Source organism: Citrobacter sp. 50677481, assembly GCF_001463265.1.
GTDB classification, from domain to species: domain Bacteria; phylum Pseudomonadota; class Gammaproteobacteria; order Enterobacterales; family Enterobacteriaceae; genus Citrobacter_A; species Citrobacter_A sedlakii.
The window spans coordinates 386,899-408,267 of the sequence record NZ_LNHZ01000001.1 but is presented as its reverse complement, the minus strand read 5'-3'; the positions used below and the strand labels follow the sequence as shown (position 1 = coordinate 408,267).

Genomic DNA, 21,369 nt, shown 5'->3' with positions numbered 1-21,369 from the left:
TCACTCCCTATGCGTGATAATTGTTGTTTTGACTGATAAAGCCTAGCTTAACGCGTTATGAAAGAGCCATGAAGGGCAAACAGCACTTTGCCGCAGGGCAAAAGCACGCGACAATAGAAAATTGCCTCTTAACGGGAAACAGTATGACGATTTGGGTTGATGCGGATGCGTGTCCGAACGTAATTAAAGAGATCCTTTTTCGCGCCGCCGGGCGAATGCAACAGACGTTGATCCTGGTGGCGAACCAGACTCTGCGCGTTCCACCATCGCCGTTTATCCGCACGCTGCGCGTGCCCGCCGGTTTTGATGTGGCGGATAACGAAATCGTGCGCCAGTGCGCAGCAGGCGATCTGGTGATCACCGCGGATATTCCGCTGGCATCGGAAGTGCTGGCGAAAGGCGCCGCAGCGCTCAACCCGCGCGGGGAGCGTTACACCGAGTCGACGATCCGCGAGCGTCTGACCATGCGCGACTTTATGGATACCCTCCGCGCCAGCGGCATCCAGACCGGCGGGCCGGACAGCCTCTCGCCGCGTGACCGCCAGCACTTCGCGGCTGAGCTGGAGAAGTGGTGGCGGGAAGCTCAGCGCTGAAAAGGATGATGTAATTTATTTTTTACAGTTTTCTCAGCACTGTTTCTTGTTATAGTAGGGATATATTGTTATTTTTAGTTCGAGGTGGAAATTAATGTTTACACTTTGGGCTGTCTACGCATTGGGTGGTATGATTATTACTTTCACGACATTTTATTCCGCAACGTCGCGGCTTTTTGGGGAATTCCCGGTATGACGCAACCGCTTTATCTTGTGGGTCCGCGTGGATGTGGAAAGACAACGGTTGGCATGGCGCTGGCGTCGGCAATTGACTGCCGCTTTGTCGATACCGACCAATGGCTACAGTCGCAGATGCAAATGACGGTGGCGGAGATCGTTGAACGGGAAGGCTGGCCTGGGTTTCGCGCCCGGGAAACCGCCGCGCTGGAAGCGGTCACTGCCCCTGCGACGGTCGTGGCTACGGGCGGCGGCATTATTCTGACGGAATACAATCGTCACTTCATGCGCGAAAACGGCATTGTCGTTTATTTAAGCGCGCCGGTGTCCACGCTGGTGGGACGCCTGGAAGCGTCGCCTGAAGAAGAACTGCGCCCGGCGCTAACCGGCAAACCGCTCAGTGAAGAGGTGCGAGAGGTGCTTGCCCAGCGCGACATATTGTATCGCCAGGCGGCCCATTTCATCATTGATGCGTCAAACGCGCCCGACCAGGTGATTTCTGAAATTCGGGGCGCGCTGGCGCAGGTTACGCAGCGTAAACAAGGCGGCGTCTATACTTAAGGTTCATTCTGACAAAAAGGAAGAGCCATGCCGACCAGACCTCCTTATCCACGGGAAGCGTATATTGTCACCATTGAGAAAGGCGCACCGGGTCAGACCGTGACCTGGTATCAGTTGCGTGCCGATCACCCGAAACCCGACTCGTTAATCAGCGAGCATCCGACAGCGCAAGAAGCGATGGATGCGAAAAAGCGTTACGAAGATCCTGAAAAAAGCTGACGCCACAAGCGACTCGGAATGGATTCTGAGTTATCCCTAAACCGAAGCTGCATCACATATTTCGCAGATGACATTTTGTTTCAAAAAACGAACATTAAACGATAACAATATTTTACTGGAATCATCTGGAATCTTTACATAATACTTTGCCCATCTCCTGCTACGCTTTTTTGCATTTGAATTTGCATCAGGCAAATGTCGGCAGTGGCGTAGAGCATTTGTTCGCAAATAAACGACGAAATATAAAAAGGTGGCAAAAATGAGCGCGTCGTTGGCAATTCTCACTATCGGCGTTGTACCCACGAGCGAAATCCTGCCGCTCCTGACGGAGTACATCGACGAACAGCACATTACCCATCACAGCCTGCTTGGAAAAATGAACCGTGAAGATGTGCTCACGGATTATAAAATTGACGCAGGAGAAGCACCGCTCTTAACCCTGCTTAGCGATAATCAACCGGCCCATGTCTCTAAACAAAAAGTCGAACGCGACCTGCAAAGCGTTATTGAGGTGCTGGATAACCAGGGTTACGACATTATTCTTTTGATGAGCACCGCGAGCATCAGAAGTATGACCGCGCGTAACAGTATTCTGCTGGAGCCGCGACGTATTATCCCGCCGCTGGTGGCCTCTATCGTTGACGGACATCAGGTGGGCGTTATCGTGCCGGTCGAGGAGCTTATGTCTGCCCAGGCGGAAAAGTGGCAGGTGCTGGCGTCGCCGCCGGTTTATTCACTGGCGAATCCGGTGCATGGCAGCGTCCAGCAGTTGATCGACGCCGGTAAAGCGCTGCTTGAGCAGGGCGCGGATGTGATTATGCTGGACTGCCTGGGATTTCATCAGCGTCACCGCGATGTGCTGCAAAAGTCGTTGGATGTGCCGGTCTTGCTCTCTAATGTATTGATTGCACGGCTGGCTTCTGAATTGCTGGTTTAATTTTGCGTGACAGGCGAAAGGTCAGGATCCTATATTGGGAGTGAATTTAATCACCAGACAGGGTCAGTTTATGCTTCAAAGTAACGAATACTTTTCCGGCAAAGTGAAATCGATCGGCTTTACCAGCAGCAGCACTGGCCGCGCCAGCGTTGGCGTGATGCTGGAAGGGGAATACACGTTTGGTACCGCAGAGCCGGAAGAAATGACGGTAGTGAGCGGCGCGTTGAATGTCCTGTTGCCGGGCGCAACCGAATGGAAAGTGTATGCCGCCGGCGAGGTATTTAACGTCCCTGGCCACAGTGAGTTCCATTTGCAGGTGGCGGAGCCGACCTCCTACCTTTGCCGCTATCTGTAAACGAGAAAGGCCGGATAGCGACACAAAAGCGTCTTGTCCGGCCTTTCCTTGCGCAGCAACCGCGCTTTAGCGCTGGGCTTCTCCACCCAGGCCTTCCACCAGATTCTGGATCAACGCCGCCAGCTCTCTGGTCATCAGGATAAAGTCAGCGTCGAAACGCTGGGCGAAATCTTCCCGATCGATATCTTCGTTTTGATCGCGCAGTTCGTCGCTGAATTTCAGACGCTTAATCGAACCGTCATCGCAAACCATAAACTGAATGCGCTGCTGCCAGTCGAGGGCCAGCCTGGTCACCACTTTACCGGCTTCAATGTGCACCGCGATTTCGTCGCTCACCAGATCCTGTTTTTTCGCCCGGATCACGCCGCCATCTTCCAGCATCGCTTTCAGTTCGGCTTCGTCCAGCAACTGGAAGCCCTGAGCCACGGTGCCGGAACGCACCCATTCAGTGAGCGTCAATTCGATCGGATTTTCCAGCGCCAGCGGAACCACCGGCAGCGAACCGAGGCATTTACGCAGCAGCGCCAGCGTATCTTCCGCTTTTTTGGCGCTGGCGCAGTCCACCATGATCAGCCCGTTAACCGTGTCGATCCACATCATTGTCTGGCTGAAGCGACTGAAGGCGCGCGGCAACAGAGAATGCAGCACTTCATCCTTCAGCGAATCTTTTTCCGTTTTTTTCAGCTTACGCGCTTGCTCGGCTTCCAGTTTGGCGATCTTCGCTTCCAGCGCCTGTTTGATGACCGGCGAAGGCAGGATCTTCTCTTCTTTACGCGCGCAAATCAGGATCTGGCCGTTGTGGGCATGCGTCAGTGCATCGCTGTGCGATCCCATTGGCGGCACCCAGCCCATTTTGGCCATATCCTGGCTACCGCAAGGGGTAAACGTCATTGAGGCTAGCTGTTTTTCCATCTCTTCAGCGCGCAACGAAATATCGCGGCTAAGACGGTAAACCATTAAATTTTTGAACCACAGCATGATAATTTCCACGGCCTTGTCGTTAAATCCAGCGCGTATAGTAGCGAATTGTCGGCGGCCTTGCATTGCTTAAGCGAAAGCCCGACTCTACGCTATTGATATTGCCGAAAAAAATAAGGAGTGGCCTGTGCGTATAGGTATTGACCTTGGCGGTACCAAAACGGAAGTGATTGCGCTCGGCGAGGCGGGGGAGCAATTGTTCCGCCATCGCCTGCCGACGCCGCGTGAGGATTATCAGCAAACTATTGAGACCATTGCGACGTTGGTCGCCATGGCCGAACGCGCTACCGGGCAGACGGGAACGGTCGGAATAGGCATTCCCGGTTCCCTGTCGCCTTACACCGGCGTGGTGAAAAACGCCAATTCGACCTGGCTTAACGGACAGCCATTCGACCGCGATCTGTGCGCGCGTTTGCAGCGTGAGGTGCGCCTGGCGAATGATGCAAACTGTCTGGCGGTATCTGAAGCGGTCGACGGCGCGGCTGCCGGAGCGCAAACGGTGTTTGCGGTGATTATTGGTACCGGCTGCGGCGCAGGCGTTGCGCTGAACGGACGGGCGCACATCGGAGGGAACGGTACGGCGGGCGAGTGGGGGCATAATCCATTGCCGTGGATGGATGAAGATGAGCTTCGCTATCGCGAGGAGGTGCCCTGCTATTGTGGCAAACAGGGGTGTATTGAAACGTTTATCTCCGGCACCGGCTTCGCGACCGATTACCACCGCCTGAGCGGGCATCCGCTGCAGGGCAGCGACATCATGCAGCGTGTGGCGGCGCAGGATCCGGTGGCCGAGCTGGCGTTAAGCCGCTATGAGCTGCGGCTGGCGAAATCGCTTGCCCATGTAGTGAACATACTCGATCCGGATGCGATCGTGCTGGGCGGCGGGATGAGCAATGTCGATCGTTTGTATAAAACCGTCCCGACGCTTATCAAACAATTTGTCTTTGGTGGTGAGTGTGAAACGCCGGTCCGTAAAGCGCTACACGGCGACTCCAGCGGCGTGCGCGGCGCCGCGTGGCTGTGGCCGCAAGGGTAATAGCCCTGCGGGCAGTACGTATAGGCCGGACGCGCGTCAGCGCCCTCCGGCCACCGGTAACACCGGGTGCTGTCGGCGCTTAACGCGTCCATACGTCAACAATGACGCCATTGCCGTAAACGACAGCAGGGCGGCGGGCAGCGCCACATAGTGATAGGCAAAACCCAGCGTCAGCATCATTCCGCCGCAGTATGCGCCAATAGCGCTCCCGAGATTAAAGGCGATTTGCCCCCCTGCCGCGCCCAGCAGTTCGCCGCCTTTGGCATTTTCCAGCAGCAGGATCTGCAGCGGCGCGGAAAGGGCAAACAGTCCGGCGCAGCAGATAAACGCAAACGTCAGTGACGCGACTTTTATCCCGCCCACGTAAAAGAGCAGCAGCAGACACAGGACGATGACAAAGTCGGTTGTCGCCGCGATCCGAAGCGGAGAAAAGCGACCCGATAACCGTCCGCTAAGCAGGTTGCCCAGTACCATCCCCAGCCCGACCAGCATCATGATGAAAGTCATGACCGTCTCGCTGAAGCCGGAAACGTAAATCATGTACGGTTTGATATAGCTGAACCAGGCGAAAACCCCGGCATTGCCGAACAGGGTGGCGGAAAATATCAGCCATGGCGCGGGGCTTTTCAGGAAATGAAACTGTTCACGCAGCTTTCCTTTCGCTTCATCATGCAGATCAGGCACCCAGAAACCGATCGAGACCATCACCGCAACGTTAAACACGGCGATCAGCAAAAAGGTATAGCGCCAGCTGAATTCATGGCTGAGAAACGTCCCGAGCGGGATGCCAACCAGATTTGCGACGGTCATTCCGGCCACCATCCCCGCCACGGCGGCGGTGACTTTTCCCGGCCGGACGAGTTTAGACAGAATTATCGCGCCCACGCCAAAGAAAGCGCCGTGCGGAAAGCCGGAGACCAGCCTGCCGACCGCCAGCATGGCGTAAGAAGAGGAGAGGGTAAATATCGCGTTGCCGATGACGCACAGGGTCACCAGAAACAGCAGAATATGCTTGAGCGAAAAGCGACTGGAAAAAAGGGCGATAATGGGGGCGCCCAGCACCACGCCAAACGCGTAGTACGAGATCATATGTCCGGCGGCGGGAATCGAAATGCCAACGTCGCGGGCTAATTCCGTTAATACCCCCATGATGCCGAATTCGGCCATGCCCAGCCCAAACGTCCCGAGCGCTAAAGAAAAAATAACCTTGTTCATACCACCTGCCATTATTGTGCGCGGGTTAAGCGCAGCGGCTGCGCATTGCCGCAGCCAATCGCGTCATAGCTTGCGGTTAAGTCGGGCGGAATGCCATTCCTTATTCGTCTCTGAGTATTGACGATCGTGCTAACGCATCGGTCTTTGCCGAATGGCGGCGTGACTGTTGAGCAGGCCGGATAAGCGAAACGCCACCCGGCATGCCATTCACTTCGTCACCGCAAACAGGGGGTCAAGTTTGCTATAACCGAGCCCGTTGATTTTCTTCACCTTAATTTGCACTGGGATCCGCTCTTTCATCGCCTCCACATGGCTAATCACGCCGATGGTCTTGCCGCTGGCGTTCAGCGCATCCAGCGCATCCAGCGCGGTGTCCAGCGTTTCGCTATCAAGGGTGCCGAAACCTTCATCGAGAAACAGCGAATCAATGCGCGTTTTGTGGCTCACTAGATCCGAAAGCGCCAGTGCCAGCGCGAGGCTGACGAGGAAACTCTCGCCGCCGGAAAGGGTGCGGGTATCCCGCACGGCGTCCGCCTGCCAGGTATCCACCACCTCCAGCTCCAGCGCGTCGCTGGCTTTTCGCGTAAGCAAATAGCGACCATGCAAACGCGTGAGCTGGTTATTCGCCAGCCAGACCAGATTATCCAGTGTCAGGCCCTGAGCGAATTTACGGAACTTATCACCCTCTTTTGAGCCAATAAGCGCGTTCAGATAGCCCCAGTCCTCAACCTGCTGGCTGGCGCTGGCGATCGCCTGCATCAGGCTTTGCTGTTGTTGTCGATTGTCGGCGTCCTGCTTCAGCTGCTGGCGAATCTCTCCCTGCCGGGTGGCGTTTTCGCGTAGCTGGCCGTTGAGCTGCGCGGCATCCGCCTGGATCTGCGCAATCGATAAGGTGGGATCCAGACCGGCAGGCGGCTGTTGCTGATGCGTCGCCAGTGCCTGCGTGGACTGTGCCGCTAACGTGCGGGCCTGCTGCAACTGGTTTTCCAGCGACTGCCTGAGTTGCTCAAGGCGCGCAAGGGTCTCCTCATCCAGCAACGCGGCGAGAAACGCCGCCTGGTCGGCAAAAATGCTGCTTTCCAGCGCCGCCGTAAACTGCGTTTGGGCTTCGCTGGCGCGCTGATTCTCGTTCACCGCCTGTTGCTCTAATGTTTGCAACTGGCTTTGCAGCGACAGACAGTCGTCGTGCACCTGACGCCAGTGGTCCAGCGAAACCGGCGCAGGATCTTCTGAATCCGCCTCGGCTGGGGGCAGGGTCTCGAGTAGTGGGGTCAACTGCGCGATACGCGCCTGCAGTTCGTTAAGCTCGGTCTGCTTTTGTTGCCACGTCTGCGCCTCCGCAGCGCGTGCGTGTAGCCACGCCTCTTCGTGCCCCTCGTCCGGCAGGGAGAGTGCGTAGCGACTGAGCTGCGCGGTCAGCGTCGCCTGACGCTGGTTAATCTGCTGACTAAACTGCGTGATCTGCTGTTGATGCGCGACGAGTTGCGCGTCCAGAGCATGGCGTTGGCTGAGCTGGTAAAGCTGTTTTTCATGATCGTCCTGCGCCGTTAGCCAGGGTTGAATATCATCCTGTGGCTGCAGCGTGATATTGAGATCGCGAATTAATGCCTGCCATTCAACAGTGAGCGCTTGCTCATCTTTCGCCAGCGCCTGCGCTTCGTTCTCGTCGCGCTGCACCTGTTGCTTCAGGGCGTCGCACTGCCCGCGCAGCGTGGCGCCTTGTTCCGCCAGCGCGTTGACCTCTTTTTCCAGCGCGTCACGTCGCGCCTGATTGACGCTGAGTTCGAGCGCCTGATAGGCCGCTACCGCCGGATGCGTGGTCGAGCCGCAAAGCGGACAGGGCTGTCCGGACTGCAACAGCGCGCGCTGGCTTTCGAGATCTTTAATTCGCGCTTCCTGTTCACAGAGGGTTTTGACGTCGAGGTAATGCTGGTTTTTCTCTTTATACTGCTGGCGCCTGGCGTCCAGTTGCGCGGTTTGCTCCGCCAGCGTGCGCGTATTCTGCGCAATCAGCATTTTAAGCTGCTCCAGACGCTTAATGTTGGGGGCGAGCTGACCATGCAGCGCCAGCAGGCGCTGGCGAGTCGGGCGCTGTCGCGCATGCTGGGCCAGCGCTGCGGTAACCTCATCTGGCGTGAGGGCGAGGGTCAGCGTCGGCAATGCTTCCCGCTTGCGGGTATCTGACGCCAGCTGTTGCCGCCATTTCTCCCGCTGGACGGCGTCGCTGGCCTGTTGGGCAAACAGCGCCCGCCAGCCGCCCAGTTCGTTGCTCCACATGCGGAAGCGATCGTGTTCGCTAAGCCAGGCCGTCAGCGTTTGCTGAGCGTTTACCAGCGTCGCGGACTGCTGTTGCGCATAGCGGCGAATACGGCTGCGCAGCGTAAGCGTACTTTGTAAGCGAGCATTTACTTCTTCAATCTGCTGGCGGGTGCGGGAAAGGATAGCGGATTGTTCCTGAATACGTTCCCAGTGTGGGCGTAACGCTCTGGCCGGCTGCGCCAGGTTCAGCGGCGCAAGCTGCGGCTGGGCCTGCTGTAATGCCGCTTGCGCTGTTTCCAGCGCCTGCTGCCGACGCTGTGTTTCCGCGTGCAGTTCGTGTTGCCGCGTCAGCCAGTTCAGGTGCTGTTGCAGGGTTGACTGCCGCGCGGCAAGCTGTTGTTCCTCGTCAGTGAGCGCCTGCAAACGTTCATTCAGCGCCTGTCGCGCCTCAGGCGCTAACAGCGCGACGCCGCTGGCCTGCGCCTGAAGTTTCTCCAGATCGGCCCGCGCGGTTTTGTGTTGATCAAATACCTTCGCCGAAATTTGTCCGTAGATTTCCGTCCCGGTCAGCTCCTCCAGCAGTTCTGCGCGCTCCTTCGGTTTAGCATTGAGGAAGGCGGCGAATTGTCCCTGAGAGAGCAGCATTGAGCGGGTAAAGCGTCCGTAGTCCAGACCGGTCAGTTCGGCGGTCATCTCAAGCTTATCTTTCACCTTATCGGCAAGAATTTTCCCGTCGGCGCAGCGCGCCAGCTCCACGCGCGGCGCTTGTAAATTGCCGTCAGGCTGGTTGCGGGCGCGGTTCTGGCTCCAGAATGCGCGGTAGGCTTCGCCTTTTACCTCAAATTCCACTTCCGCCAGACATTCAGCGGTGTCGCGGGTCATCAGATCGTTTTGCGACTGTGAAACAGTATTCAGACGCGGCGTCTCGTGGTAGAGCGCCAGACAGATGGCGTCCAGCAGCGTCGTTTTTCCGGCGCCCGTGGGGCCGGTGATGGCGAACAGACCGTTACTGGCGAAGGGTTCAGCAGTAAAATCTACCTTCCATTCCCCTTTCAGCGAGTTGAGATTTTTCAGGCGCAGGCTGAGAATCTTCATGCGTCATCCTCCCCGGACAGCGTCTGTAAGGTGGTGTGAAACAGCGAGATCAGGCGCTGGCGCTGAGGATCGTCGAGTGCCTCCAGGGCCAGACGGCGGGTAAACACCTCGTCAACGCTCAGCTCGCTCAGCGTCTCCCGTCGTTCGTTGCTTAGCATACGTTCGCGCTGTTCGCGACTGCGACGCACCAGCAGCACTTCCACGGGCAACGTTTCGGTCAGCGCCTGGATCTTGCGCTGCATATCATGCAGGTATTCGTCGGTGGTGATCTCAATATCCAGCCAGATCGGCGGCGTTTGCGGCGCGTCACGCCACTGTTCAAGCTGCTCAGTGATAGCGGCGAAATCGCCTTTCAGTACCGCCAGCGGCTGTGTTACCGGCACAGTGAGGTTGTCGACGCTCGCCAGTTTGCCGTTTTCAAAGCTCACCAGATGGACGCATTTATGTTTACCGCACTCGTCAAAGCTCAGGGCGATGGGGGAGCCGCAGTAGCGGATGTGCCCGGTACCGCCAATCTGCTGCGCACGGTGGATATGACCCAGCGCGATATAATCGGCGGGAGGGAAATTTTGCGCGGGAAACGCATCGAGGGTGCCAATATAAATGTCACGCACCGCGTCACTTTTACTCGCGCCGACGGTAGTCAGGTGACCGGTGGCGATAATCGGCAGCGTGTGTTCGCCGCGCAGGGCGCAGGCGGCCTGATACTGTTGCTGATAGTAGTCGGTGATGGCGCTCAGTAGGTGCTGCTGTTTTTCCAGACCACTCAATCCGGCCTGACTGGTAACGATGTCGCGCGGGCGTAAAAAGGGAATTGGGCACAGTACCGCGCCGGGCGTTCCGTCGCGGCGATGCAGAAGCTGTGGACCGTGTCCGGCGCTGGCGACAACGGTGGTATTCAGAAAGGCGAGAATTTCGCGGGATTCGTTGAGCGTGGCGACGGAGTCATGGTTGCCCGCCAGCACCACCAGATGACAGCCAGTTTGCTGTAAATTGACGACAAAACGGTTGTACAGTTCGCGGGCGTAGCTTGGCGGCGAGCCGGTATCAAAAATGTCACCTGCGACAATAATGGCATCCACCTGCTGCTCGGTCGCCGTTGCCAGCAGCCAGTCGAGAAAGGCCTGGTGCTCAGCGGCGCGGCTTTTGCTGTAAAAATTCTGTCCCAGATGCCAGTCAGAGGTGTGTAAGATGCGCATAACGGTTCCATGGCAAAAAAGCGTGGCGGGGATTATACCTTTTCACGGACGGTAATATCTCCTGTATGGCTTGTAATAAATCAACAACCTGTCATCAGCCTGCGCTATCTTTTTCATAAATCTGTCATAAAAGTGACGCATAATGACGCCGCATTGATGACTAGCAATTTATCTAAAACAGGGCAAATCATGGCGAGACGTATTCTGGTCGTAGAAGATGAAGCTCCAATTCGCGAAATGGTCTGCTTCGTGCTCGAGCAAAATGGCTTTCAGCCTGTCGAAGCCGAAGATTATGACAGTGCGGTGAACCAACTTAACGAACCCTGGCCGGATCTGATCCTCCTTGACTGGATGTTGCCTGGCGGTTCTGGTCTCCAGTTTATTAAACACCTCAAACGCGAAGCGATGACCCGGGATATTCCGGTGATGATGCTCACCGCCAGAGGCGAAGAAGAAGACCGCGTGCGCGGCCTGGAAACCGGCGCAGACGACTACATAACCAAGCCGTTTTCCCCGAAAGAACTGGTGGCGCGTATCAAAGCCGTTATGCGCCGCATTTCGCCTATGGCAGTGGAAGAGGTGATCGAGATGCAGGGGTTGAGCCTGGACCCGACTTCCCACCGCGTCATGACCGGCGAAAACCCTCTCGATATGGGGCCGACGGAATTCAAGTTACTGCACTTCTTTATGACTCACCCGGAACGCGTTTACAGCCGTGAACAGTTGTTGAACCACGTCTGGGGCACTAACGTTTACGTTGAGGATCGCACGGTCGATGTGCATATTCGACGTCTGCGCAAGGCGCTGGAAACCAGCGGTCATGACCGGATGGTTCAGACGGTACGTGGGACAGGGTATCGTTTTTCAACCCGCTTCTGAAGGGTAAAACAAGCGCCAGGCGCAGGCCTGGCTCAGAACGGAGTATGACGCGTGCTGGAAAGACTGTCATGGAAAAGGCTGGTGCTGGAACTGATACTTTGCTGTATCCCGGCCTTTATCCTCAGCGCTATTTTTGGTTACCTGCCGTGGTTTTTGTTGGCGTCGGTAACGGGACTGCTCATCTGGCATTTCTGGAATTTATTACGCCTGTCATGGTGGCTGTGGGTTGATCGCAGCATGACGCCGCCGCCGGGCAGCGGAAGCTGGGAGCCGCTGCTGTACGGGCTGCATCAGATGCAGCTTCGTAACAAAAAACGTCGGCGTGAACTGGGAAACCTGATCAAACGCTTTCGCAGCGGGGCGGAGTCGCTACCGGATGCGGTGGTATTAACCACCGAAGAGGGCGGAATTTTTTGGTGTAACGGCCTGGCGCAACAGGTGCTGGGGCTACGCTGGCCCGACGATAACGGGCAGAATATCCTCAACTTGCTGCGTTATCCTGAGTTCACTCACTATCTCAAAACGCGTGATTTCACCCGGCCGCTGAATCTGGTGCTCAATACCGGACGGCATCTGGAGATTCGCGTGATGCCTTATACCGACAAGCAGTTGCTGATGGTCGCCCGGGACGTGACCCAGATGCATCAGCTTGAAGGGGCGCGACGCAACTTCTTTGCCAACGTCAGCCACGAGCTACGCACGCCGCTCACTGTGCTGCAGGGGTATCTGGAAATGATGCACGAACAGCCGCTGGAAGGGGCCACGCGCGAGAAAGCGTTGCTGACGATGCGCGAACAGACTTTCCGGATGGAAGGACTGGTGAAACAATTGCTGACGCTGTCGAAGATTGAAGCCTCGCCGACGCTGTTGCTCAATGAGCAGGTCGATGTGCCGATGATGCTGCGCATGGTGGAACGCGAAGCGCAAACGCTGAGCCAGAATAAGCACACCTTCAGCTTTGAGGTCGATAATCAGCTTAAGGTGCTGGGGAATGAAGAACAGTTGCGTAGCGCGATTTCTAACCTGGTGTATAACGCGGTAAACCATACGCCGGAAGGAACCCACATCACTGTGCGTTGGCACGCTGTGCCGCACGGTGCGGCGTTCAGCGTGGAGGATAATGGTCCGGGGATCGCGCCGGAACACTTGCCGCGTCTGACCGAGCGTTTTTACCGCGTCGACAAGGCCCGTTCGCGGCAAACCGGCGGCAGTGGGCTCGGGCTGGCCATCGTTAAACATGCGGTGAATCATCATGAAAGCCGCTTATCGATTGACAGTGAACTGGGCAAAGGCACGCGCTTTAGTTTTGTGCTGCCGGAACGTTTAATTGCCAAAAAATCGGCTTAATGCCCGATCGTAAGGCTATCTTTCCATAAGCCAGCGAATGCTGGCTTATTTTGTTTGCGGTTAAGAACAGTCTACTAAATTTCGCAACGTCTGGTCGTTTTTTGTTCGCATGATAAGCCATGACTTTTTCTTAAGAATGGTGTTTTATGCCAACTCTGAATTCGATATCGCGATAATGTTCCGGTTTTTAGATCCCTCCTTGCTTTAAAACGTTATAAGCGTTTAAATTGCGCCCCAGATGCTGGCGGTCTGACTGCATTCAGGCGGTAATTCGAAAAACTATTCTTCGCCGCGCCAGCCCAGGAGCATATCCCGCTGGAATTGCTTAAAAAATCCGCTGTATCTTCCCGTAGGGAAAGGTAAAAAATTTTAATTTAATCAACACCACATCCACAGGCCGTAAGCTTTATGACCCATCAGTTAAAATCGCGCGATATTATCGCCCTTGGCTTTATGACTTTTGCGCTGTTCGTCGGCGCAGGAAACATTATCTTTCCACCAATGGTTGGTCTGCAGGCGGGCGAGCACGTCTGGACTGCGGCTTTCGGCTTTCTGATTACCGCCGTGGGTCTGCCGGTGTTGACCGTGATCGCGCTGGCGAAAGTGGGTGGCGGCGTGGACAGCCTGAGCACCCCAATCGGTAAAGTGGCGGGCGTCCTGCTGGCAACCGTCTGTTACCTGGCGGTTGGACCACTGTTTGCGACCCCGCGCACCGCGACCGTGTCGTTTGAAGTGGGCATCGCGCCGCTGACCGGCGATTCGGCGATGCCGCTGTTTATCTATAGCGTGGTCTATTTCGCCCTCGTTATTCTGGTGTCGCTCTATCCTGGCAAACTGCTGGATACGGTAGGGAATTTCCTGGCGCCGCTGAAAATTATCGCGCTGATCGTCCTGTCCGTTGCGGCAATCATCTGGCCGGCTGGCCCTATCAGCACTGCCATGGACGCTTATGAAAACGCGGCGTTCTCTAACGGTTTTGTGAACGGCTATCTGACCATGGATACGCTGGGTGCGATGGTATTTGGTATCGTGATTGTGAACGCGGCGCGCTCGCGCGGCGTGACCGAAGCGCGTCTGCTGACCCGCTATACCGTTTGGGCTGGCCTGATGGCGGGCATTGGTCTGACGCTGTTGTATCTGGCGCTGTTCCGTCTGGGGTCAGACAGCGCGACGCTGGTCGATCAGTCCGTTAACGGCGCGGCGATCCTGCATGCATACGTTCAGCATACCTTCGGCGGCGCGGGGAGCTTGCTGCTGGCGGCCCTGATCTTCATCGCCTGTCTGGTCACCGCGGTTGGCCTGACCTGCGCCTGTGCGGAGTTCTTCGCGCAGTACGTCCCGCTTTCGTATCGCACGCTGGTGTTTATCCTCGGCGGCTTCTCGATGGTGGTCTCCAACCTGGGGCTGAGCCACCTGATTCAGATCTCCATTCCGGTGCTGACGGCGATCTATCCGCCGTGTATCGCACTGGTTGTATTAAGTTTTACCCGCTCATGGTGGCATAATTCGTCCCGCGTTATCGCACCGGCGATGTTTATCAGCCTGCTTTTTGGTATCCTTGACGGGATTAAAGCATCGGCAATCGGCGACGTGTTACCGGCCTGGACCCAGCGTTTACCGCTGGCGGAACAGGGACTGGCGTGGTTAATGCCCACCGTCGTGATAGTGGTCCTGGCAATTATCTGGGATCGCGCAGCGGGTCGGCAGGTGACCTCCAGCGCCCACTAAGATTGCTGACAGTATGTTTTGACCACGGGGTTATCTTGCTTAACCCCGTGGTTTTTTATTGTGTAGATGGGTCAGGAATTGATGGAAAGTAATAACAAGCTAAAGCGTGGGCTAAGCACCCGGCACATTCGCTTTATGGCACTGGGTTCAGCAATTGGCACCGGGCTATTCTACGGCTCGGCGGACGCCATCAAAATGGCGGGGCCAAGCGTACTGCTGGCGTACATTATTGGCGGGGTTGCCGCGTATATCATTATGCGCGCATTGGGCGAAATGTCCGTTCACAACCCCGCAGCCAGTTCCTTTTCGCGCTATGCGCAAGAAAACCTCGGCCCGCTGGCGGGCTACATCACCGGCTGGACCTACTGTTTTGAAATACTGATCGTCGCCATCGCCGACGTGACCGCGTTCGGTATCTATATGGGCGTCTGGTTCCCGGCGGTGCCGCATTGGATCTGGGTGCTTAGCGTGGTGCTGCTGATTTGCGCCATCAACCTGATGAGCGTGAAGGTTTTCGGCGAACTGGAGTTCTGGTTCTCCTTCTTTAAAGTTGCCACCATTATCATCATGATTGCCGCCGGTTTCGGCATTATCATCTGGGGGATTGGCAACGGCGGTCAGCCGACCGGTATTCATAACCTGTGGAGCAATGGCGGCTTTTTCAGCAACGGCTGGCTGGGCATGGTGATGTCTCTCCAGATGGTGATGTTCGCCTACGGCGGGATTGAGATCATCGGTATCACCGCCGGGGAGGCGAAAGACCCGGAGAAATCGATCCCGCGCGCGATTAACTCAGTGCCGATGCGTATTCTGGTGTTCTACGTGGGAACGCTGTTTGTCATTATGTCGATCTACCCGTGGAACCAGGTGGGAACTAATGGTAGCCCGTTTGTACTGACCTTCCAGCATTTGGGAATAACGTTTGCCGCCAGCATTCTGAACTTCGTGGTGCTTACCGCTTCGCTGTCGGCGATTAACTCTGACGTCTTTGGCGTGGGTCGTATGCTGCACGGCATGGCGGAGCAGGGCAGCGCGCCGAAGGTGTTTGCCAGGACTTCGCGCCGCGGTATTCCGTGGGTGACCGTGATGGTGATGACCGTTGCGCTGCTGTTTGCGGTTTATCTGAACTATATCATGCCGGAAAACGTCTTCCTGGTTATCGCTTCGCTGGCGACCTTCGCCACGGTGTGGGTGTGGATTATGATCCTGCTGTCGCAGATTGCCTTCCGTCGCCGTCTGCCGCCCGACGAGGTCAACGCGCTGAAATTTAAAGTGCCAGGCGGGGTGGCGACCACTATCGCCGGGCTGATCTTTCTCGTCTTTATCATTGGGCTGATTGGCTATCACCCGGATACCCGCATCTCGCTGTACGTTGGTTTTGCGTGGATTGTCCTGCTGCTGATTGGCTGGATGTTCAAACGCCGTCGCGATCGTCTGATGGCGCAGTAACGGTGTGTGTCCGGTCTGCGAATGCTCGCAGGCCGGATAAGACGCGTCAGCGTCGCCACCCGGCAATGCCGTCAAAATATCCTCCCCCACACTCCTCCCCCAATAAACCTGCAGATGATGAGTTATCCTGTAAATTGCTGTGGCAAGGTGAGCGCATTTTCATCAAAGGGGATACGTGATGTTGAACGCCTGGCACCTTCCGGTTGCCCCATTTGTTAAGCAAAACAAAGCGCAACTGAGCATTACGCTTTGGCTGGCGGGGGAAAACCTGCCTCAACGCGTGACGCTGCGCGCGGAAAATGACAACGAAGAAACGTCGCTGGCAATGCACAAACTGCGCAGCCAGCCACATCCCGGCGTCACCGCATGGCGCGCGGTCATCGACCTGAGTCGCGGCCAGCCGCGTCGCCGCTACAGCTTTAAGCTGCTCTGGCACGATCGCCAGCGCTGGTTTACGCCACAGGGATTCAGCCGCTTCCCGCCGGCCCGCCTTGAGCAGTTTGCCGTTGACGTGCCGGATAACGGCCCGCAGTGGGTGGCCGATCAAATTTTTTATCAGATCTTCCCCGATCGTTTTGCGCGTAGCCAGCCGCGCGAGGCGCAGCAGGATAACGTCTATTTCCATCATGCGGCGGGTCAGGACATTGTTTTGCGCGACTGGGACGATCCCCTGACCGCGCAGGCCGGGGGATCGACCTTTTATGGCGGCGATCTGGATGGGATCAGCGAGAAGCTGCCGTATCTGAAAAAGCTCGGCGTGACCGCGCTGTATCTGAATCCGGTCTTCACCGCGCCAAGCGTGCATAAATATGACACGGAAGATTATCGTCACGTGGATCCGCAGTTTGGCGGCGATCCGGCGCTGATGCGTTTGCGGCAGAAGACGCAGCAGCAGGGGATACGGCTGGTGCTGGACGGCGTGTTTAACCACAGTGGTGATTCCCATGCATGGTTTGACCGGCATAACCGGGGGACGGGCGGCGCGTGCCATAATCCGGCGTCTCCCTGGCGCGACTGGTACAGCTTTTCAGAGGATGGCGTCGCGCTGGACTGGCTGGGCTACCCCAGTTTGCCAAAACTGGACTACCGGTCGGAAAGTCTGGTTAATGAAATTTACCGCGGTGAAGACAGCATTGTGCGCCACTGGCTGAAAGCGCCCTGGAATATGGACGGCTGGCGGCTCGATGTGGTGCATATGCTTGGCGAAGACGGCGGAGCGCGGCATAACCTCCGGCACGTCGCGGGCATTACGCAGGCGGCGAAAGAGACGCAGCCGGAAGCCTATATTGTCGGCGAGCACTTTGGCGACGCGCGGCAGTGGCTGCAGGCGGACGTCGAAGACGCGGCGATGAACTACCGCGGTTTTACTTTCCCGCTGTGGGGGTTTCTCGCGAACACGGATATTTCTTACGATCCGCAACAGATTGACGCGCAGACCTGTATGGCGTGGATGGAGAATTACCGCGCGGGGCTCTCGCACCAGCAGCAGTTGCGGATGTTCAACCAGCTCGACAGCCACGATACGGCGCGGTTTAAATCGCTGCTTGGAAAAGATGTCGCGCGTCTGCCGCTGGCGGTTGTCTGGCTGTTTAGCTGGCCGGGCGTCCCCTGCATTTACTACGGCGATGAGGTGGGACTGGATGGCAACAACGACCCGTTCTGCCGCAAACCCTTCCCCTGGCAGGCGGAGAAGCAGGATGCCGCGCTGCTGGCGCTGTACCAGCGTCTGGCGAAGCTGCGCCAGCGCAGCCAGGCGCTGCGCTATGGCGGCTGTCAGGTGATATATGCGCAAGACAATGTGGTGGTATTTTTACGCGTTTATAACCAACAGCGCGTGCTGGTCGCGATCAACCGCGGCGAAGCCTGCGAGGTGGTTTTACCGGCGTCGCCGCTGCTAAATGTTAACGCCTGGCAGATCAAAGAAGGTAAGGCCGATTTGCAGGACTGCGTACTGTCATTACCGGCGATATCGGCTGCCATTTGGTTAGGTCATTAATCCTTATTAAAGGCAGGTATTAAAACCTGCCTTTTTATCTTGTTCGGTTAAATTAAACAGAGCGGACAAATTTCTTTAATATCCTCACAATCAATTCTCGCTATACTCAATTTGCTTTATCAATCCGGGCCCGAACGTATATGGCACACACAGAAGTTTACCTATAACTTATTGATTGTAAGGTGTATTTATGTCTATCCGTGAATTGATTGATCCGTCTAATTCCGCCCTGATTTTTATTGATCATCAGCCGCAGATGTCATTCGGTGTAGCTAATATAGACAGACAGCTTTTAAAGAATAATACGGTTGCGTTGGCGAAAGCAGGCAAAATATTTAATGTGCCGGTTATCTATACTTCAGTAGAAACGAAAAGTTTCAGCGGCTATATCTGGCCGGAATTGCTCGCTGTTCATCCGGATGTCAAACCCATCGAACGCACGTCCATGAATTCCTGGGAAGATGCGGCGTTTGTCAAAGCCGTTGAGGCTACCGGGCGTAAAAAACTGATTATTTCTGCGCTGTGGACTGAAGTGTGCCTGACCTTCCCGGCGCTGATGGCGCTGGAAGCCGGTTACGAAGTTTATGTGGTTACCGACACTTCCGGCGGGACGTCGGTTGATGCGCACGAACGTGCTATCGATCGTATGGTGCAGGCCGGGGCGGTGCCGGTGACATGGCAGCAGGTTCTGCTTGAGTACCAGCGCGACTGGTCACGCAAAGAGACCTATGACGCGGTTATGGATCTGGTGCGTGAACACAGCGGCGCCTACGGTATGGGGGTGGATTACGCTTACACCCTGGTACATGGCGCGCCTGAACGTAAAGCCTGATTCCCATGGCGGGGCAACCCGCCATTGACCTTCGGTAAGGAATTTGTCATGGCGCAGAATAAATCTGTGACGTTGGTGATTACCCACACTCTCCGGCCTGAACAGGCGGCGCGGTATGAATTATGGCTTGGAAAAATTATGCCGGTCGCGGCGGAGTTCCCCGGTCATTTGGGGGCAAACGTCATTCGCCCCACCGATGGGCAAAATCACTGGAATATCATCATCCGCTTCGACACGCTCGAGCATCTCTACAACTGGACGCAGTCGGACACCCGGCGGATTCTGGTCGACGAAATCGCTCCGCTGCTGTCGGATGGCGATAAAACGGAAATTCATACGGAAGCCGCGTTCTGGTTCACCCCACCCGCGCCGCATGTCCGGCAGCCACGCCGCTGGAAGCAATTTCTTATCACCCTGCTGGTCATTTTTCCCAGCACCAATCTGGTGCCCTGGCTGACCGGGATGATCCTGCCCACCCTGAAGGGATCGTTAGCGTTGCATCTGATCAACGATGCGTGCGTGGTTGCGCTGGTTGTCTGGTTCTGGATGCCCATCGTCACCCGTCTGTTTGCCGGCTGGCTGAAAAAAGCCTGACCGACTCATCAGGAGAATATTATGTCTCACACTGCCTCATTAATTTTGACTCACGGAAAAATACACACCCTCGATAGCCAATGCCCGCATGCGGAAGCGGTTGCCATTAAAGACGGTAAAATCCTCGCCACGGGAAGCCACGACCAGATGATGGGTCTGGCCGCTGACGGTACGCAGGTTGTCGACCTGAAAGGCCATACCGTAATCCCCGGTCTTAACGATTCGCACCTGCACCTGATTCGCGGAGGGCTGAACTACAATCTTGAGCTACGCTGGGAAGGCGTGCCGTCACTGGCGGACGCGCTGCGTATGCTGAAGGCGCAGGCAGACCGAACGCCGTCGCCGCAGTGGGTTCGCGTGGTGGGCGGCTGGAGTGAGTTCCAGTTTGCCGAACGCCGAATGCCGACGCTGGAGGAGCTTAACGAGGCTGCGCCGGATACGCCGGTGTTTGTGCTTCATTTGTACGACCGCGCGCTGCTCAACCGTGCGGCGCTGAACGCGGTCGGTTACACCAAAGCAACGCCAGACCCGGTAGGCGGCGAAATTGTTCGCGACGGTAACGGTAATCCAACCGGAATGCTGATCGCCAAACCAAACGCCATGATCCTCTATTCGACACTGGCGAAGGGACCGAAGCTGCCGCTGGACATGCAGGTCAACTCGACCCGCCAGTTTATGCGCGAGCTGAATCGCCTTGGGCTGACCAGCGCCATCGACGCGGGCGGCGGCTTCCAGAATTACCCGGAAGATTATCAGATTATTGAGCAGTTACATGCAAACGATCAGATGACCGTGCGCATTGCCTACAACCTGTTTACTCAGCGTCCGCAGCAGGAGCTTGAAGATTTTGAGCGCTGGACCGATATGCTCAAACCGGGGCAGGGGACCGACTTTTATCGCGCGAACGGGGCGGGAGAAATGCTGGTCTTTTCGGCGGCGGATTTTGAGGATTTCCTTCAGCCGCGCCCGGACCTGCCGGAAGGCATGGAGGATGAACTGGAGCGCGTGGTGCGCCATCTGGTCGAACACCGCTGGCCGTTCCGCCTGCACGCCACTTACGACGAATCGATAGGCCGGATGCTGGATGTGTTTGAGAAGGTGAATCGCGATATCCCGTTTAACGGCCTGCACTGGTTCTTCGACCATGCCGAGACCATCAGCGAACGCAACATCGACCGCGTAAAGGCGCTCGGCGGCGGGATAGCGGTACAGCACCGCATGGCGTTTCAGGGCGAATATTTTATTGATCGCTACGGCAAAGAGGCGGTGAAGCATACACCGCCGGTCGCGAAAATGTTGACGGCCGACGTTCCGGTCGGGCTGGGGACGGATGCGACCCGCGTTGCCAGTTATAACCCGTGGACAGCGCTTTACTGGCTGGTGTCCGGGCGTACGGTGGGCGGGACGGCGATGTATGACGAGAACAACCGTTTGCCGCGCGACGTGGCGCTTGAGCTGTGGACGGCGGGTAGCGCGTGGTTCTCCAGCGAACAGGGCAAAAAAGGCCGCATTGTGAAAGATCAACTGGCGGATTTGGTGGTGCTGTCGAAAGACTACTTCAGCGTTGCGGAGGAGGAGATCAAAGGCATTGAGTCAGTGATGACGGTTGTGGATGGTAAAGTGGTCTATGCCGCCGGGCCTTTCACGCCGCTGGCGCCGCCTGCTATCCCGGTGGTGCCGGACTGGTCGCCGGTGGTGAATGTGCCTGGGCATTACCGCGCCGCGCCGCCAGCGTCGGCGAAGGTGGGGGCGGTAGTGCAAATGCATCAGTGCTGCGGCAGTTGCGGCGTTCACGGTCATCAGCACGACATTGCCCGAAAATCCGGAATTGCGGTTTCCGACGATCGCGCATTCTGGGGAGCGCTGGGCTGTTCCTGCTTCGCTTTTTAACCTGACGGGCGGGGGCGCTGGCGCCTGCCC

The 21,369-nt window shown here is 56.6% G+C and carries 18 protein-coding genes; 14 read left to right on the top strand and 4 right to left on the bottom strand.

What is annotated here, in order from left to right:
- Positions 1-143: 143 nt before the first annotated feature.
- From APU02_RS02090 to ppnP, 5 genes are all read left to right on the top strand, one after another.
- The gene (locus APU02_RS02090; protein ID WP_042286041.1) at positions 144-593 is read left to right on the top strand and encodes a YaiI/YqxD family protein; all 450 of its coding nucleotides are present in this window, start codon (positions 144-146) and stop codon (positions 591-593) included.
- Positions 594-785: 192 nt separating this feature from the next.
- Positions 786-1,331 carry a shikimate kinase AroL gene (gene aroL, locus APU02_RS02085; RefSeq protein ID WP_060569079.1) on the top strand — a complete coding sequence of 182 codons (546 nt, stop codon included), beginning with the start codon at positions 786-788 and terminating at the stop codon, positions 1,329-1,331.
- A 27-nt stretch (positions 1,332-1,358) separates the two neighbouring features.
- Entirely contained in the window at positions 1,359-1,550 is a 192-nt protein-coding gene (gene yaiA, locus APU02_RS02080; protein WP_042286035.1) for a protein YaiA, read from the top strand.
- A 259-nt stretch (positions 1,551-1,809) separates the two neighbouring features.
- Complete coding sequence (locus APU02_RS02075) at positions 1,810-2,487, top strand: AroM family protein (protein WP_042286031.1); 678 nt, start codon at positions 1,810-1,812, stop codon at positions 2,485-2,487.
- A 70-nt stretch (positions 2,488-2,557) separates the two neighbouring features.
- Positions 2,558-2,842 carry a pyrimidine/purine nucleoside phosphorylase gene (ppnP, locus tag APU02_RS02070; protein WP_042286027.1) on the top strand — a complete coding sequence of 95 codons (285 nt, stop codon included), beginning with the start codon at positions 2,558-2,560 and terminating at the stop codon, positions 2,840-2,842.
- Between the two features lie 66 nt (positions 2,843-2,908).
- Here the strand turns inward: ppnP and rdgC are convergent, their stop codons facing one another.
- A complete protein-coding gene (gene rdgC / locus APU02_RS02065; RefSeq protein WP_060569078.1) occupies positions 2,909-3,820 on the bottom strand; it encodes a recombination-associated protein RdgC in 912 nt (303 codons plus the stop codon).
- 127 nt (positions 3,821-3,947) lie between these two features.
- Here rdgC and mak point away from each other — a divergent pair, with 127 nt between their 5' ends.
- A complete protein-coding gene (gene mak / locus APU02_RS02060; RefSeq protein WP_060569077.1) occupies positions 3,948-4,856 on the top strand; it encodes a fructokinase in 909 nt (302 codons plus the stop codon).
- A 36-nt stretch (positions 4,857-4,892) separates the two neighbouring features.
- Here the strand turns inward: mak and araJ are convergent, their stop codons facing one another.
- The 3 genes from araJ to sbcD form a co-directional block, all read right to left on the bottom strand.
- Positions 4,893-6,071 carry an MFS transporter AraJ gene (gene araJ, locus APU02_RS02055; RefSeq protein WP_060569076.1) on the bottom strand — a complete coding sequence of 393 codons (1,179 nt, stop codon included), beginning with the start codon at positions 6,069-6,071 and terminating at the stop codon, positions 4,893-4,895.
- Positions 6,072-6,278: 207 nt separating this feature from the next.
- Entirely contained in the window at positions 6,279-9,425 is a 3,147-nt protein-coding gene (gene sbcC, locus APU02_RS02050; RefSeq protein WP_060569075.1) for an exonuclease subunit SbcC, read from the bottom strand.
- A complete protein-coding gene (gene sbcD, locus APU02_RS02045) occupies positions 9,422-10,624 on the bottom strand; it encodes an exonuclease subunit SbcD (RefSeq protein ID WP_060569074.1) in 1,203 nt (400 codons plus the stop codon). Before sbcD ends, sbcC begins: the two co-directional genes overlap by 4 nt.
- Positions 10,625-10,813: 189 nt before the next feature.
- On the opposite strand from sbcD, the gene phoB reads away from it, so the two are divergent.
- The 8 genes from phoB (at position 10,814) to APU02_RS02005 (ending at position 21,339) form a co-directional block, all read left to right on the top strand.
- Positions 10,814-11,503: a phosphate response regulator transcription factor PhoB gene (phoB, locus tag APU02_RS02040; RefSeq protein ID WP_042286011.1), complete on the top strand. Its 690-nt coding sequence runs from the start codon at positions 10,814-10,816 to the stop codon at positions 11,501-11,503.
- Between the two features lie 51 nt (positions 11,504-11,554).
- On the top strand, positions 11,555-12,850 hold the full coding sequence (gene phoR, locus APU02_RS02035) for a phosphate regulon sensor histidine kinase PhoR (protein ID WP_060569073.1): 1,296 nt from the start codon (positions 11,555-11,557) through the stop codon (positions 12,848-12,850).
- Positions 12,851-13,258: 408 nt separating this feature from the next.
- Complete coding sequence (brnQ, locus tag APU02_RS02030) at positions 13,259-14,578, top strand: branched-chain amino acid transporter carrier protein BrnQ (RefSeq protein WP_060569072.1); 1,320 nt, start codon at positions 13,259-13,261, stop codon at positions 14,576-14,578.
- Positions 14,579-14,659: 81 nt separating this feature from the next.
- Positions 14,660-16,027, top strand: coding sequence for a proline-specific permease ProY (gene proY, locus APU02_RS02025; RefSeq protein ID WP_060569071.1), 1,368 nt, complete (start codon positions 14,660-14,662; stop codon positions 16,025-16,027).
- A gap of 178 nt (positions 16,028-16,205) precedes the next feature.
- On the top strand, positions 16,206-18,023 hold the full coding sequence (gene malZ, locus APU02_RS02020; protein WP_060569070.1) for a maltodextrin glucosidase: 1,818 nt from the start codon (positions 16,206-16,208) through the stop codon (positions 18,021-18,023).
- Between the two features lie 190 nt (positions 18,024-18,213).
- The gene (locus tag APU02_RS02015) at positions 18,214-18,855 is read left to right on the top strand and encodes a hydrolase (protein ID WP_042285998.1); all 642 of its coding nucleotides are present in this window, start codon (positions 18,214-18,216) and stop codon (positions 18,853-18,855) included.
- A gap of 48 nt (positions 18,856-18,903) precedes the next feature.
- The gene (locus tag APU02_RS02010) at positions 18,904-19,449 is read left to right on the top strand and encodes an antibiotic biosynthesis monooxygenase (RefSeq protein ID WP_060569069.1); all 546 of its coding nucleotides are present in this window, start codon (positions 18,904-18,906) and stop codon (positions 19,447-19,449) included.
- Positions 19,450-19,470: 21 nt separating this feature from the next.
- Positions 19,471-21,339, top strand: coding sequence for an amidohydrolase (locus tag APU02_RS02005; protein WP_060569068.1), 1,869 nt, complete (start codon positions 19,471-19,473; stop codon positions 21,337-21,339).
- Positions 21,340-21,369 lie beyond the last annotated feature (30 nt).